This is a genomic window from Vibrio sp. L3-7, from assembly GCF_963898195.1.
GTDB classification, from domain to species: Bacteria; Pseudomonadota; Gammaproteobacteria; order Enterobacterales; family Vibrionaceae; genus Vibrio; species Vibrio echinoideorum.
Map to the genome: position 1 here is coordinate 187,040 of NZ_CAWQUW010000034.1, position 15,453 is coordinate 202,492.

The 15,453-nt window shown below is 43.8% G+C and carries 10 protein-coding genes; 5 read left to right on the top strand and 5 right to left on the bottom strand.

Features of this window, described 5'->3' with window-relative positions:
- Nucleotides 1-59: 59 nt before the first annotated feature.
- Together AACW75_RS18900 and metG are read right to left on the bottom strand one after the other, a co-directional pair.
- Nucleotides 60-539 carry a YehS family protein gene (locus AACW75_RS18900; RefSeq protein ID WP_102554361.1) on the bottom strand — a complete coding sequence of 160 codons (480 nt, stop codon included), beginning with the start codon at nt 537-539 and terminating at the stop codon, nt 60-62.
- A 224-nt stretch (nt 540-763) separates the two neighbouring features.
- On the bottom strand, nt 764-2,839 hold the full coding sequence (gene metG / locus AACW75_RS18905) for a methionine--tRNA ligase (RefSeq protein ID WP_145571007.1): 2,076 nt from the start codon (nt 2,837-2,839) through the stop codon (nt 764-766).
- 156 nt (nt 2,840-2,995) lie between these two features.
- Between metG and apbC the strand changes: the two genes are divergently transcribed.
- The 3 genes from apbC to AACW75_RS18920 all read left to right on the top strand — a co-directional run bounded on the left by apbC (nt 2,996) and on the right by AACW75_RS18920 (nt 7,247).
- Nucleotides 2,996-4,072, top strand: a complete 1,077-nt coding sequence (gene apbC, locus AACW75_RS18910; RefSeq protein ID WP_145571005.1) for an iron-sulfur cluster carrier protein ApbC — start codon at nt 2,996-2,998, stop codon at nt 4,070-4,072.
- 300 nt (nt 4,073-4,372) lie between these two features.
- On the top strand, nt 4,373-5,014 hold the full coding sequence (gene udk, locus AACW75_RS18915; RefSeq protein ID WP_017076676.1) for a uridine kinase: 642 nt from the start codon (nt 4,373-4,375) through the stop codon (nt 5,012-5,014).
- Between the two features lie 106 nt (nt 5,015-5,120).
- A complete protein-coding gene (locus AACW75_RS18920; protein WP_145571004.1) occupies nt 5,121-7,247 on the top strand; it encodes an AsmA family protein in 2,127 nt (708 codons plus the stop codon).
- Nucleotides 7,248-7,452: 205 nt separating this feature from the next.
- Here the strand turns inward: AACW75_RS18920 and cobO are convergent, their stop codons facing one another.
- Nucleotides 7,453-8,058 carry a cob(I)yrinic acid a,c-diamide adenosyltransferase gene (gene cobO, locus AACW75_RS18925; protein WP_029224603.1) on the bottom strand — a complete coding sequence of 202 codons (606 nt, stop codon included), beginning with the start codon at nt 8,056-8,058 and terminating at the stop codon, nt 7,453-7,455.
- A gap of 84 nt (nt 8,059-8,142) precedes the next feature.
- On the opposite strand from cobO, the gene AACW75_RS18930 reads away from it, so the two are divergent.
- A complete protein-coding gene (locus AACW75_RS18930; protein WP_145571002.1) occupies nt 8,143-8,592 on the top strand; it encodes a low molecular weight protein-tyrosine-phosphatase in 450 nt (149 codons plus the stop codon).
- A gap of 130 nt (nt 8,593-8,722) precedes the next feature.
- On the opposite strand, the gene AACW75_RS18935 is transcribed toward AACW75_RS18930, so the two are convergent.
- Complete coding sequence (locus AACW75_RS18935) at nt 8,723-10,270, bottom strand: SulP family inorganic anion transporter (RefSeq protein WP_102554354.1); 1,548 nt, start codon at nt 10,268-10,270, stop codon at nt 8,723-8,725.
- 258 nt (nt 10,271-10,528) lie between these two features.
- Nucleotides 10,529-13,777 carry a ribonuclease E gene (gene rne, locus AACW75_RS18940; protein ID WP_145571000.1) on the bottom strand — a complete coding sequence of 1,083 codons (3,249 nt, stop codon included), beginning with the start codon at nt 13,775-13,777 and terminating at the stop codon, nt 10,529-10,531.
- Between the two features lie 617 nt (nt 13,778-14,394).
- On the opposite strand from rne, the gene rluC reads away from it, so the two are divergent.
- Nucleotides 14,395-15,339 (top strand): 23S rRNA pseudouridine(955/2504/2580) synthase RluC, encoded by a 945-nt coding sequence (gene rluC / locus AACW75_RS18945; protein ID WP_237297492.1) that lies wholly within the window; start codon nt 14,395-14,397, stop codon nt 15,337-15,339.
- The last annotated feature ends 114 nt before the right edge of the window (nt 15,340-15,453 follow it).

The following is a 15,453-nucleotide window of genomic DNA, read 5'->3' on the forward strand; positions in this document are numbered from 1 at the left end:
TTCAGTTGTAAGCCTGAATGGTCTTTACTGTTAAGCATTAAGCAAAAACCAAGCTTTGATTAACCTGAGAACTCTTCCGAATCTGGACGGTTAGTAAACTGCACACCATTTAGAAAGTCGCACAATAGTTGGTCTTCGCACACTTTATAGTTTTTGTTCTCTGGTTTGCGGAAGTAAGCACCAATTTCGTACTTACTTAGGCTTACACCAACGACTTCTAATACGTCTAGTACATCTTCTGCTTTCATGTTTAACGCAATACGTAGCTTCATGAAAATCATGTTGTTGGTCAGAGCAACTTCAGGTTTAGGCTGAACACCTTCTTTTTTGCCACGCTTAAGGTTGATGAAACCATTTAGGAATACCGCTAACTCTTTATCTTTCATTGTAGAGCATGACTTGTCGTTGTCGTCTTTTAGCCAGTTAATCACTTGGTCATGAGCAATGGTCACGTCAGCTTGCTCGATAGCTTTAATGATCTGTGCATTTTTAAGGTTTAGTGCGTGTTGAATACGACGCAAGATTTCGTTGTTAGTCACTGGGGATTCCTAAAAAGGGTTTGTAGAGTAAAGAGGTGTTGGTTTTAGCCTGTTATCATCGACAAGCCAATTTCCACTCTACATAGCATAGTTGACGGCGACTCTAACAGAGAACGCATTTTTTCGGTAGATATAAAAAATCCCTAATGCTTATTAACTCTTTTAAGTTAAAAGTGCATCAGGGATTTCATTATGAATGTTGTGTTACCTGACTAAGGTCAGAATTACATTACACGCATACCAGGTTGAGCACCTTCGTGTGGCTCAAGAATCCATAGATCACTGCCACCAGGGCCTGCCGCTAGGATCATGCCTTCAGACATACCAAACTTCATCTTACGCGGTTTTAGGTTCGCTACCATTACCGTTAGTTTGCCTTCTAGCTCTTCAGGTTTGTAAGCTGATTTAATGCCAGAGAACACTTGGCGAGTTTCACCACCGATGTCCAGTTGGAACTTCAGCAGTTTGTTCGCTTTTGGTACTTCTTCACAAGAGATGATACGAGCAATGCGCATATCTACCGCTGCAAATGCATCGAATTCAATCTCTTCTGCAACTGGCTCTTTGTCTAGCTCAGTTTGGCTTGCTTGTTCTTTTTCAGCTTCCGCTTTTTCTTTCGCTGCTGCTTCAACGGCTGCGTCTTCTTTAGAAGATTCGATCATGGCTTCCACTTTCTTAGGATCAATACGGCTAAATAGCGCTTTGAACTTAGTGATTTCGTGATCAGTTAGTGGCGTTGCAATGCCTTCCCACGTTAGCTCTTCGTTTAGGAAAGCTTCTGTGCGAGCCGCAAGCTCTGGCATTACAGGTTTCAGATAAGCCATTAGTACGCGGAATAGGTTGATACCAACAGAAGAGACTTCTTGAAGCTCTTTCTCTTTGCCTTCTTCTTTCGCAAGAACCCAAGGTGCTTTCTCGTCGATGTATTGGTTTGCTTTGTCAGCAAGTGCCGTTACTTCACGAATAGCACGGCTAAACTCGCGAGTTTCGTACAGTTGACCGATACGCTCAGCTGCTGCTACGAATTCGTTGTAAAGCTCTGGTTCCGAAAATTCAGCAGAAAGCTTGCCTTCAAAACGCTTGGTGATGAAGCCTGCATTACGAGAAGCTAGGTTAACAATCTTGTTTACTACGTCAGCGTTTACACGTTGAGTGAAGTCTTCAAGGTTAAGATCTAAGTCATCAATACGGCTGTTTAGTTTCGCAGCGTAGTAGTAGCGTAGACACTCAGGGTCTAGGTGGTTTAAGTACGTGCTTGCTTTGATGAATGTGCCTTTCGACTTAGACATCTTCGCACCGTTCACCGTTACGTAGCCGTGTACGAATACGTTGTTTGGCTTACGGAAACCAGCGCCTTCTAGCATTGCAGGCCAGAATAGGCTGTGGAAGTAAACGATGTCTTTACCGATGAAGTGGTAAAGCTCAGTTGTGCTATCTTTCTTCCAGTATTCGTCAAAGTTTAGATCGTCACGCTTGTCACATAGGTTCTTGAAAGAAGCCATGTAGCCAACAGGAGCGTCTAGCCATACGTAGAAGAATTTGTTTTTCTCACCAGGGATCTCGAAGCCGAAGTAAGGTGCATCGCGTGATATATCCCACTGTTGCAGGCCAGACTCGAACCATTCCTGCATTTTATTTGCAGTTTCATTTTGTAGAGAGCCTGAACGAGTCCACTCTTTCAACATGCTTTCGAACTGAGGCAGGTCAAAGAAGAAGTGCTCAGAGTCTTTCATTACTGGAGTTGCGCCAGATACTGCTGATTTCGGATTAATCAGTTCAGTTGGGCTGTATGTCTCACCACAGTTATCACAGTTATCACCGTATTGGTCTTCTGACTTACACTTAGGGCAAGTACCTTTTACAAAACGATCTGGTAGGAACATTTCTTTCTCAGGATCGAAAAGCTGAGAAATAGTACGGCTAGAGATAAAACCGTTCTTTTTAAGTTCAAGGTAGATATGAGAAGCCAGTTCACGGTTCTCTTCACTGTGTGTGCTGTGGTAGTTATCAAAGCTAATATCGAAGCCAGCGAAGTCTTTTTGGTGCTCTTCACTTACTGCAGCGATCATCTCTTCTGGTGTAATACCCATCTGTTGTGCTTTAAGCATTATTGGTGTGCCATGAGCATCGTCAGCACAGATGAAGTTTACAGTGTTGCCACGCAGGCGTTGGTAACGAACCCAGATGTCGGCTTGGATGTGCTCAAGCATGTGACCTAGGTGAATCGAACCGTTAGCGTACGGAAGGGCACAAGTAACCAGTAGTTTCCTTGGATCAAGAGTTCTTGGATCGTTTGCCATACTTAATATTCGCTTTTATTGATAGGTATAAATTTGATGGGTAATACTACTTTATAACGTGTGTCACGCCAAGGTATCAGACACAGGATTCCCTTAGTTTTTTAGGGGTTCAGTCTTTCTCTCGCTGGTGATAGCATAAATAAAAAAGGAGCCGCAATGCGTAACTTTACTTCAAAGCAAGATTTCTGTTCATGGTTGAATGAGTTCGAGTCACCAATCCTCATACCAGAGTGGGCGCTACACCAAAATATTGTATCGGTTGATCCGCGTGGATCATTTGTTATTACCTTGCCTTTTGCTGCCAATCAGCTCGCGGTTGAACTGGAACAGTGGATCCACTCTCAAATTGAACAGCAACTGGTGAGTGCTTTCCAATTTGAAGTATATGTGAAGCCGTCGGCGTTAGAAACCACGGTTGCTACCCCATTGAAAGGCGTGAAAAATATTATTGCAGTAACGTCTGCAAAGGGCGGGGTGGGTAAATCCACAACATCTGTAAATCTTGCTCTGGCTTTATCTAAGTCTGGCTCAAAAGTCGGATTATTAGATGCAGATATCTACGGCCCATCTGTGCCTATGATGCTTGGTCAGCTAGACGCAAAACCCGAAGTGCAAAATAACAAGTGGATGATGCCAATTGAGGCGCATGGTATTTTTACTCATTCTATCGGCTATCTTGTGTCGAAAGATGATGCTGCCATTTGGCGTGGTCCAATGGCGGCTAAGGCTCTGGGTCAGTTAGTTAACGAAACAGTATGGCCTGAGTTAGATTATCTTGTCATCGACATGCCACCGGGTACCGGTGATATTCAACTAACCTTGTCACAACAGATCCCAGTGACGGGTGCAATAGTGGTGACTACTCCTCAAGATCTAGCATTAGCAGATGCGCGCAAAGGCGTTGCGATGTTTGATAAAGTGAGTGTGCCTGTGGCGGGTTTAGTCGAAAACATGAGTTACCATATTTGTAGCCACTGTGGTGAGAAAGAGCATATCTTTGGCGCTGGTGGCGCAGAGGCTATGTCAGAAGAGTTTTTCCTTGATATTTTGGCGCAAATTCCCCTTCACATTGATGTACGTAAAGACATCGATGCAGGTTGCCCGACGGTAATACGCCGTCCAGATAGCGAACACACGCGTCATTATCTAGAACTTGCTGAAAATGTCGCTGCAAAAATGTTCTGGACGGGAAAAGCGAGACCGGAAGCGATTAACTTTTCGATGGTTGAATAGCGCGAGCCTATCTCAGAGTCGTACAAATAATGCTTCGGCCGTGATGATCGCTGACGTTATTTGGAAAATAGCGGTCTGAGCTAGCTAAAAAGCTTTTGGATTTGGGTTAATCACCATTGGGGTTGTGCAAATAGTTGTAGGGAAGTTATTTGAAAGCAAACGATTGTATTCATTAAATGCATTGATATCATCAATTTGACTGCAATTAGCTAGAATGGCGACTAGAATCTATGTTGTTTAGCCCCTATAATCAGGCGGTTTATCTCTTCCCACCACCAAACCATATCGGGTGCAAAATTAATGTCTGATAATAATCAATGTGTCATCGTAGGTATCGCTGGCGCTTCAGCTTCAGGAAAAAGTCTGATTGCTAGTACAATTTATAATGAATTGCGCGAAAAAGTAGGCGACCATCAAATTGGTGTTATCACGGAAGATTGCTATTACAGCGACCAAAGCCACTTGAGTATGGAAGAGCGTGTTAAAACTAACTACGATCACCCAAATGCACTAGATCATGATCTTCTATGTGAACATCTACAGCAGCTAATGAGTGGTAACGCAGTAGAAGTTCCTGAATACAGCTACACCGAACACACACGTACATCTGAAGCGACTACACTTACTCCTAAGAAAGTGATCATTTTAGAAGGTATCCTGCTATTAACAGACCCACGTCTACGTAGCCTAATGCACGCAAGTGTGTTTATGGATACACCGTTAGACATTTGTCTATTACGCCGTGTTAAGCGAGACGTAGAAGAGCGTGGTCGTACAATGGACACTGTACTCAAGCAATATCAAGAAACAGTACGCCCAATGTTCATGCAGTTTATCGAGCCTTCAAAACAACATGCAGACATCATCGTTCCTCGTGGTGGTAAAAACCGTATTGCGATTGATGTGTTAAAAGCGCACATTGCGAAGTTGTTGAAGTCTTAATCGAATAAAATTTTGCTTAAGTGACTCACTTAGCTTTATTTTTTACCGAATCAGTGGCACTTTTATAGTGCCACTTTCTTTTGGAATCTAAGCAAGGAATATGCGGATGAAGAAACTACTCATTTTCATAGCTGTACCAGTGTTTGTTGTTATTGCAGCAATTCTGGCACTAGTGCTGTTAGTGAATCCCAACCAATTTAAGCCATTAATTGTCGAACAAGCCCAAAAACACACAGGCCTAGAGCTCGTGATCGAGGGTGATATCAGCTGGCAATTTTTCCCATCTATTGGCTTTGCTCTTGGTCAAACTGAATTACGTAACCCCGAAGGATTTACCCAACCGAACCTATTTAAGGTCGATAACGTTGGTGTCGATGTTTCTGTTACTCCTCTATTTAGTAACCAATTGGAGATCGGCAACGTTACTCTGGATGGTGCCGAATTTTATTTAGAAACGCTTAAAGATGGTCGTAAGAATATTGATGCGTTAACACAAGCCTCAACGCCTCAAGAGTCTGAGCCTGCCCCAGATACCAGCTCTGAATCAGCGCCTGCTCCTGAGGAGCAAAGCACTGCAGAAGCATCAGGTTGGACGATAAACCTTGCAGGCGTCACTGTCTCAAACGCATTGTTTGAAATGGATGACAAGCAAGCGGGTTCATTTACCAAGTTATACGATGTGTCTTTGAATTTATCTGAGTTCGCCGTTGATACATGGACAACAGCAACCTTTGCAGCCTCTGGCGAAAACAATCAACAGAAGTTCTCTGCAGAAGGTAGTGCTGAGTTTAAATTAGCGGAAGGTTTCGTAAGTTACGCCCTGCGCAATATTGACCTTAATGCCAAGTTCAATGATCCAGCAACGTCAATTGAGTCGGCGAAGATTGGCTTGAATACGTTTGAGTTCGATAAGGTTAACCAACTAACTTACGCTGTGATTGGTAATGCTGCTGGTCTTGATCTTGATCTTAAAGGTGGCGGTGAGCTAACGGTTGATAGTGCGATTTCAAAAGTAACACTGAACAAGCTAACGTTAGACTCAACATTCAAAGGCGATACGCTTCCTCAGTCACCAATGAAAGTAGATATGCTGTCTGATTTAAGCTTTGATCTTAACAAGAACCACTTGAGCTTTGTGTTAGAGAAGTTGCAGGCTAATACTATTGCGTTAGACGGTAAAGCAGATGTGACTTTATCTGAAATACCAAAAGTTCGTTTCTCTCTCCATAGCCCTAATATCGATTTAGATGAGTTCTTAGGTTTAAGCAAAACAACTGAGACGGCGAGCACTGCGCCTTCAGACTCTGCTAGTGGCTCAACCTCAAGTGCTGGTAACTCCGATCCTGCGAAAGAAGTGGAACCTGACCTTTCGGCACTGAAAACGCTAGATGTCAAAGGTGACATCACGATTGATAAGTTCAAGGCGAGCAATGCGAAAATGCAGAACGTTAAAACAGCATTCTCGGTTAACCGTGGTATTGCTGAATTAACGTCGTTCACATCGAACCTTTATGATGGCTCTATTTCGGCGACAGCACGATTAGATGCCCGTAAAACACCAGCGACTTACACGGCTAAGAAGAAGATCAAGGGCGTGAAGGTTCAACCATTATTGGTTGATGTCGCTGATAACGATATGCTTGAAGGTACCGGTAATATTGATGTTAACGTTAAAGGTAAGAGCTTAACGCCAACAGGCATCAAGAAAAACCTAGTCGGTACCATTGTGATTAACTTTGAAGATGGTGCAGTTAATGGTATCAACGTTGCTCAACTGATTCGAGAAAACTACGCTAAGATCAAAGGCGAAAAAGTCGAAAGTAAAAATGAGGCTCAAAAAACTGATTTCAGTGCAATGAAAGCGACACTGAAAGTAGATAAAGGTTGGGTTTCAACTAATGACTTAACAGCACAGTCACCATTGCTACGCGTGACAGGTCAAGGTAAAGCAAACTTCATCAACGAAACGGTCGACTTCCTTGTGAGAACATCCGTGGTTGGTTCGCTAGAAGGTCAGGGTGGTAAAAACATTGATGACCTGAAAGATGTGACTATCCCAATCAAAATCACTGGCCAGTGGGCTGATCCGAAATTTGCCCTTGTTTTTGATGATGTGTTGAAACAGAAAGCGCAGAAAGAGATTGACCGTGGTGTGAATAAGCTAACGGATAAGATCAAAGACGAGAAGACTAAAGAAGCGGTTGATGGTTTGTTGAAAGGTTTCTTTAATTAATCTTTACTTAACTCGCATATAAAAGAAGCGCCATTCCTGTTGTAGGAATGGCGCTTTTGTTTGGGCGCTGATAATAATCAAGAGAGATTCCCTATGATGCTCGTGCCTCGTTCTAGGGAATTACAAGCTTAGACTGATAACTTTCGAGTGTCGTCATTTTAGATAGGGGAGAGTTACTGAGTCGGGAACCTCTAGTTAAAGAAGATTACCAGTCGACACCTTGCAGTGCTTTGACACCAGATTCAAAAGCGTGTTTCACATTTCGAACTTCAGACACGGTATCTGCCATCTCAGTTAAAGTTCGGTGTGCGCCGCGGCCTGTAATGATTACAGACTGCATCTTTGGACGATTATTCAGTGCTTCTACCACTTCATCTAACTCGATATAACCGTAGCTCACCATGTAAGTCAGTTCATCAAATAGAATTACATCAATTGACTCATCCGCTAGCATGCGCTGGCATTCTTTCCAAATACGTTGTGCGGCTTCAATATCTTTTGTTTTATCTTGGGTCTCCCATGTAAAACCAGTACCCATGACTTGGAATTCTACATCTAGTTTTTGAAGAACGTTCTTTTCACCGTTATCCCAAGTCCCTTTAACAAATTGAGCAACGGCGCATTTTTTACCATGACCGACGGCACGAGTGATGGTACCAAAACCGGATGTTGATTTACCTTTACCATTGCCAGTGATAACCAGCAATAGGCCCTTCACTTCTTGCGCTGCTGCGACACGTGCATCGACTTGTTCTTTTACTTTCTGTTGTCTTGCTTTGTGGCGTTGTTCTTTGTTGTCTTCGGTCGACATAACAAATCCTTTTAAGTTGTGATTGCACCTATCATAGCCTAACTTAACGATAGCAAAAACCATCGGAAGAACAGGTGATTAAGGATGAAAAAGATACTCGTTGTTTGTATGGGCAATATTTGTCGTTCACCCACAGGTGAAGCGGTGCTAAGAAAGAAAGCGCAGCAGTTAGATGTTGATGTGGTGGTCGATTCTGCCGGGACAATTGGGTTCCATAAAGGCAATCCACCCGATTCACGCTCAAAGTCTGCAGGAGAGAAAAGAGGCTACAGTTTTAAGGGGATAACCTCTCGTAAAGTAGTCATGAATGACTTTGAAGAGTTTGACCTGATACTGGCAGCTGATAAGGCAAATTTAGACGATTTAATGAGCCAGTGTCCTACTCATCTCCAATACAAGCTTGTGCTATTTTTAAGCTTTGGAGAGTCACAATATCAAGAAATTCCCGATCCGTATTATGGTGTGGGAAATGGCTTTGAATTGGTGTTGGATTTAATCGAAGAGTCTAGCGAAGCTATCTTGAAGTCAATTTAGCTCGGATACTCTTGCTTAGAGCTTAGAGCTTAGAGCTTAGAGCTTAGAGCTTAGAGCCTAGGTGATAGACATAAAAAAGGCCGACATTTAATGTCGGCCTCTTCAATCTAGCTTAAAACAGTGACTAAGATTACTTAGACATCACTTTGTAGATTGGGTCTTCTGCAACGTTCGCTTCAACTAAACTACCGGCTTTGTGCAGCATAGCAACACAGTCTTTGCTTAGATGGCGAAGGTGAAGTGTCTTACCTAGTACCGCGTAACGGTCAGCGATAGTATCGATCGCTTCAATCGCTGAGTGGTCTGTAACGCGTGAGTTTGCGAAATCAACGATAACATCTTGTGGATCGTTGTATGCATCAAACAGCTCCAGGAAGTTAGCCGTTGAACCAAAGAAGATTGGACCGTTAACTTTGTACTCTTTTGAGCCTTCAGCGTTTACAGATGTATCTGCATAGATGTGTTTAGCATGTTGCCATGCGAACATTAATGCAGAAGCAACTACACCCACACCAACAGCTACAGCAAGGTCGGTTAGTACTGTTACAACCGTAACAAGAACGATAACGAAGAAGTCTTGCTTAGGAACACGGCGAGCCAGTTTGAAGGTTGCCCATTCAAATGTACCGATAACAACCATGAACATTACACCCACTAGCGCAGCTAGAGGAATCATCTCGATAAGTGCAGAGCCGAAAAGGATGAACATCAGTAGTGCTACTGCAGCAACGATACCAGAAAGACGACCACGACCGCCTGAGTTTACGTTGATCATCGATTGACCGATCATCGCACAACCACCCATCGCGCCAAATACAGAACACGTTACGTTAGCCATACCTTGACCAACACATTCACGGTTAGATTGACCACGAGTGTTCGTCATCTCATCAAGTACCGTTAGTGTTAGTAGAGATTCGATCAGGCCGATAGCCGCCAGAATAATTGCGTATGGCAGGATGATTTGCAGTGTTTCGAATGAAAATGGAACTGCGGGAATCGAGAACGTTGGTAGAGAGCCCGCTAGTGTCGCGGCTTCATCACCAGACATCGTGCGCAAGAAATCGACAACCGTACGAGTTTCAAGATCAAGGCCAACAACCAAAGCCGTTACCGTCACAATAGCAACCAACGAAGATGGTACTGCTGTTGTGAGTTTAGGAAGGAAGTGGATGATACCCATTGTCAGTGCCACTAGGCCTAACATCAGTGTCATTTGACCGCTTGGTAACCAAGTTAATGCACCCGTTACATCAGGCGCTTTAAATTGGCCAAGCTGTGCTAAGAAGATAACGATCGCTAAGCCGTTCACGAAGCCAATCATTACTGGGTGCGGAACGATACGGATAAATTTACCCAGCTTGAACACACCCGCTGCAATTTGCAGAAGGCCGGCTAACATAACGGCCGCAAATAGGTATTGAACGCCATGGGTTGCTACTAGGCTTACCATTACTACAGCCATTGCGCCAGTTGCACCAGAAATCATACCTGGACGACCGCCAAAGACAGAAGTGATTAAACCTACGATGAATGCTGCGTAAAGACCAACCATTGGGTCAACGCCAGCAACAAAGGCGAATGCTACGGCTTCAGGTACCAGAGCTAAGGCTACTGTAAGACCTGAAAGCACATCATTCTTTACAGAGTGCTTTGAAAATTGTGGGAATTCGAACATGTTTGCTCAGCTATGCTTAAGATGGATTTACCGACACGGGTGTATTGCGTAGCCAAACGGTGATGGAAAAGAGCGGCAATAGCGGAGTGTCGAAAAGATAAGTGCGCGAATGCTACCCAAAAATGTGACTAAGTTCAAGGTTGAACCCCATTTTGAGTAATATATCTATTATAAATTATCAGAAGAATAGATATAAAAAGGGCCACTTATAAAGAAGTGGCCCTTAGGGGTTACCTACGGATTAATCCGAGAAACCGATTAGTATTGAGGCTTAGTCATGCCTGCGCCAGCTTTGTTAGACGCTGCTTGGCTACCTGCACCTTTCGGTACAAAGCGTTCAGTACGGAATGGAGCTGCAACAACTTGAATCTCTTTGATCTCTTGAGGACCAGGAGCTTTAGTCATTGGTGAGCCCGCACGTTTCTTAGCTACCGCTGCTTTTGGTGTTGCTTTAGGAGCTTCTGATTTTACAACAGGAGCCTCTTCAACTTTTACACTTTCAGCTTTAGGAACTTCAACTGCTTCAGTTTCCACAACTGGTGCTTCAACAACGGTTTCTTCTGCTTTAACAGTTTCAACTGGAGTGCTTGCTACAGGTGTTTCTACCTTCGGAGTTTCAATTGCTGCAGGAGCTTCAACTACTGCAGGCGTTTCAACTACTACAGGTGTTTCAACTACCACAGGTGTTTCAATTGCTGCAGGAGCTTCTTCAGCTATTGCAGGAGCTTCAGCAACAGCGTCTTCACGACGGACAATCACTTTACCCATAGCAAGCTCAGGGCATGCAAAGCCACCGGTCATAGCTACGTTGCTTTGCGGTGCAGTCTCTTGAGTTGTGCTCTGCTCTTGTGCATTTACTGCAACTTGAGTTTCAACAGCCACTTGAACTTCTGCCACTTCAGGTTTTGTCTGATTGTGGTAAGGTTTTGGAATGAAGCGAGGCATCACTTTACCCATAGCCATCTCAGGAGAAGCTACACCACCTTTACGTAGGCGGAATGGGTTAGGGCGACGGTCACGACCGCGACGACGACGTTGACCACTTGCACGTAGATGGCGTGGAGAACGACGGTTACGACGTTGTTTCGGCTCTTCCTGTTCAGTTTGCTCAGAGCTTGCTTGAGTTGCTTCTACTTGTTCTGCAACTTTCTGCTCTTGTGCTACTGACTGATCTTTAGCTACTGCTTGTTCTTGAGTCGCAGATGGCGCTTTCTGTTCATTTAAAGAACTGTCTGCGTTGGTATCTGTTTCTGCTTGAGCTTGCTGGTCTTTAACTCGAACTAGTTTGTTCAGCTTACGACGTTGACGACGCTCTTTGATCTTAACAGCTTTAGCTTCAGGCTTAGCCTTCGGCGCTTCTGGCTTATCAGCTTGCGCTTCTGCAGCTAACTGTAGGCCTTCTTCTGCTAATTTCGATGGTACTACTTGCTCTTCCTGTTGCTTCTGCTCATCACGTGGCTTATTGCGACGATCTTGCTTAGGCTTACGAGGCTGACGAGTTTGCTGTGGAGCTGTTTCTTTTTGCTCTTCAGGTTTCTCATCACGTACAGGTTTACGACGGCGTTTGTTGTCACGGGTTTCGTTACGATTGTCGCTACGCTCACCACGTTGTTCATTACGCTGTTCGCCACGTTCACCGCCACGTTCACCACGTTGGTTACGACGGCGATTATCGTTACGGTCACGGCGTTGACGGTTACCGTTGTTGCGGTTGTTCTTAGGTTTCTCTTCTTCTTGCTTCTCTTCTTGTTTCTCTTCTTGAGTCGAAGAGCCAAATAGGAAGCTACCAATAGCTTTGAAGAAACGACCAATTAGGCTAGGTTCTTGCGTTGCAGCTGGTTCAACTTTCTTCTCTTCAACAGCTTTAGGAGCTGGAGCTGGAGTCGGTGCTGATTGAGCTGGAGCCGCGAAACCTTTCAGAGCAGGCTCTTCGATCTTCTTAGGACGAATAGTCTGTTCTGCTGGTTCTTTGCTTTCTGCTTCTTTTAAAGCTTCTAGCTTGGTAGGCAGCAAGTAAGAGAGTAGATCGAACTCTTCACCTTCACGAACACGGATAACCTCAAAGTGTGGCGTTTCCATGTCAGAGTTAGGAACAACAGTGATCTTAACTTCTTGGTTCTTCTCGATGTGGTTTACTGAGCGACGTTTTTCGTTCAGAAGGTAAGAGGCGATTGGAACAGGCACAACAGCAAGTACTTGTGCTGTGTTGTCTTTTAGAGCTTCTTCTTCAATCAAACGTAGAACAGAAAGTGCTAGAGATTCGTTATCACGAACAACACCAGTACCTGTACAACGAGGGCAAATGTGGTGGCTTGCTTCTGCTAGTGATGGGCTCAAACGTTGACGAGACATCTCTAGAAGACCAAAGCGAGAAATGCGACCAATCTGAACACGTGCACGATCTAAACGAACGGCATCACGTAGACGGCTTTCTACTTCACGTTGGTGGCGAACCGGCGTCATATCGATAAAGTCGATAACAACAAGACCACCTAGGTCACGTAGACGTAATTGACGTGCAATTTCATCGGCTGCTTCTAGGTTAGTGTTTAGCGCTGTTTCTTCAATATCGCTGCCTTTTGTTGCACGAGCAGAGTTGATATCGATAGAAGTTAGAGCTTCTGTTGGGTCGATCACGATAGAACCACCAGACGGAAGACGAACTTCACGTTGGAAAGCTGATTCGATCTGGCTTTCAATCTGGTAATGGCTGAATAGTGGCACTTCACCATCGTATTTCTTAACGCGATTCATGAAATCTGGGCGTATTAATTGAATGTGCGCTTGTGCACGTTCAAAAATAGTGTTGCTGTCGATTAGAATCTCGCCAATATCACGACGTAGATAGTCACGAATCGCACGAACGATAACGTTACTTTCTTGGTGAATGAGGAAAGGCGCTGCATTTGAATCAGAAGCTTGCTTGATAGCGCCCCAGTGATTCAATAGAACATTCAAGTCCCACTCTAGCTCTTCTGCACTTTTGCCAACACCCGCTGTACGCACGATTAAGCCCATACCTTGAGGAAGCTCAAGAGTGCTTAATGCTGCTTTCAGTTGAGTGCGTTCATCACCTTCGATTCGACGAGAAATACCGCCAGCTCGAGGGTTATTAGGCATAAGAACTAAGTAACTACCAGCCAAGGAGATGAAAGTTGTCAGTGCAGCACCTTTGCTACCACGTTCTTCTTTCTCTACTTGTACGATTACTTCTTGTCCTTCTCTTAGCACTTCTTTAATGCTAGGACGGCCTTGGTATGTATAACCTTCAGGGAAGTATTCGCGGGCAATTTCTTTAAGAGGGAGGAAACCGTGACGTTCTGCACCGTAATCAACAAATGCCGCTTCTAGGCTTGGTTCAATACGTGTAATACGTCCTTTGTAGATATTCGCTTTCTTTGATTCGTGACCTGGACTTTCGATATCAAGATCGAACAGTCGCTGGCCATCAACCAAAGCGACACGCAACTCTTCTTTTTGAGTTGCGTTAATTAACATTCTTTTCATTTAGAAATTCTCATTGTCTTTTCTTATTTTCATCATTGTTCTTATCGCTTTATTTCGTTTCTCATGGTGCCAGATCCCATGGCTTTATCGGTGCAGCCTCCCGGCTGGAGAGGGATGCTCTGGGGCACGTCAGTCATCATAGGGAGTTGGCCTATGATCCGCGATGTGGCGGTGAATACTCAACATGAGGTACGTGAGTAGAGCGATAAGGAACTCAGTTGACCGTGTCTTACGCCGATTGCAGCACTGTCTAATCTGAGTTATCTACTCATTTACTTGCTTATGAATGGTTGGCTGTATAAATAATAGTCAAACCACTAATAGCAGCTCTGAACTATAGCAGCGGTCGGTAAACACAGCAATCTGCTTTGTCGGAATGCTGTAAAAAAAACAGTTTTTGTTTGGGTTTTGATAGCTCTAACTCACTGTCTATAAATAATTTATCAATTGATATTTTAATTTGCAGGAATCTTGATGCTTTTTTGTTCGAAGAATCAAAGAAATATAGGGTTTTGAATATGATTTAGTGATGGATTCGAGAGTATTAAGGATAAATTAGTGCGGAATAGTGCCAAGAAAAAGTCAATTATCAAAAGTGACAGTGATACAATAGCTGCATGAGCGAAATTAGAACCCAAGTCCAGTTTGTCGACATCGACGAAGATATGGCTGGTCAGCGTATTGATAACTTCTTACGCAACCAATTAAAAACCATCCCGAAAAGCATGATTTATCGAATCGTGCGTAAAGGCGAAGTCCGCGTAAACAAAAAACGCATCAAGGCTGAATACAAACTAAAAGCAGGTGACTTAGTTCGTATTCCGCCAGTAACGATTGAAGAGAAAACAGAAGAGAACGTGCCAAGCACGAAACTCAACAAGGTCTCGGAATTAGAACAATGTATCATTCATGAAGATGATCATATGTTAATTCTTAATAAGCCGTCGGGTACTGCCGTTCACGGAGGTAGTGGGCTTAAGTTTGGTGCAATCGAAGCGCTACGTGCACTTCGTCCTGACGCTCGTTTTCTTGAGTTAGTGCACCGTATTGATAGAGATACGTCTGGCATTTTGCTTGTAGCTAAGAAGCGCTCAGCGCTAAGACATCTTCAAGCACAGTTCCGTGAAAAAACGGTTCAAAAATATTACTTCGCTTTAGTAATGGGCGAATGGAAAAACAGCTGTAAAGTGGTCAATGCACCTTTATTGAAAAATGAAGTAAATAGTATTGTTCGCGTAAACCCGAACGGTAAAGCTTCTGAAACTCGCTTTAAGGTTTTAGAAAGGTTCCAAGATGCGACTTTGGTTCAAGCGAGCCCGATTACTGGTCGTACGCATCAAATTCGTGTGCACGCACAATACACTGGTCATCCAATTGCGTGGGATGATCGCTATGGTGATCGTCGATTCGATGCTTACACTGGTAAGGTTGGTCTTGATCGTTTGTTCTTACACGCGGCAAACATCAAGTTTACTCATCCGGGTAGTGAAGAGGAGATGGATATCTCAGCGCCAATGGAAGCAAGATTAGAAAAAGCACTGACTGGCTTACGTAAGCTCTAACTTTAAGAAGATACGAGATACGAAAGAGATAACTCTTTCAGGATTCAGGATTCAGGATTCAGTATCAGTTATCCGCAAATGATAAAGGTTGACGAATATCGTCAACCTTTTTTG

Bases quoted from the DNA above. Each gene is read 5' to 3' on its own strand.
- metG (WP_145571007.1), bottom strand. From the start codon at position 2,839: ATGGCAAACGATCCAAGAACTCTTGATCCAAGGAAACTACTGGTTACT.
- apbC (WP_145571005.1), top strand. From the start codon at position 2,996: ATGCGTAACTTTACTTCAAAGCAAGATTTCTGTTCATGGTTGAATGAG.
- udk (WP_017076676.1), top strand. From the start codon at position 4,373: ATGTCTGATAATAATCAATGTGTCATCGTAGGTATCGCTGGCGCTTCA.
- AACW75_RS18920 (WP_145571004.1), top strand. From the start codon at position 5,121: ATGAAGAAACTACTCATTTTCATAGCTGTACCAGTGTTTGTTGTTATT.
- cobO (WP_029224603.1), bottom strand. From the start codon at position 8,058: ATGTCGACCGAAGACAACAAAGAACAACGCCACAAAGCAAGACAACAG.
- AACW75_RS18930 (WP_145571002.1), top strand. From the start codon at position 8,143: ATGAAAAAGATACTCGTTGTTTGTATGGGCAATATTTGTCGTTCACCC.
- AACW75_RS18935 (WP_102554354.1), bottom strand. From the start codon at position 10,270: ATGTTCGAATTCCCACAATTTTCAAAGCACTCTGTAAAGAATGATGTG.
- rne (WP_145571000.1), bottom strand. From the start codon at position 13,777: ATGAAAAGAATGTTAATTAACGCAACTCAAAAAGAAGAGTTGCGTGTC.
- rluC (WP_237297492.1), top strand. From the start codon at position 14,395: ATGAGCGAAATTAGAACCCAAGTCCAGTTTGTCGACATCGACGAAGAT.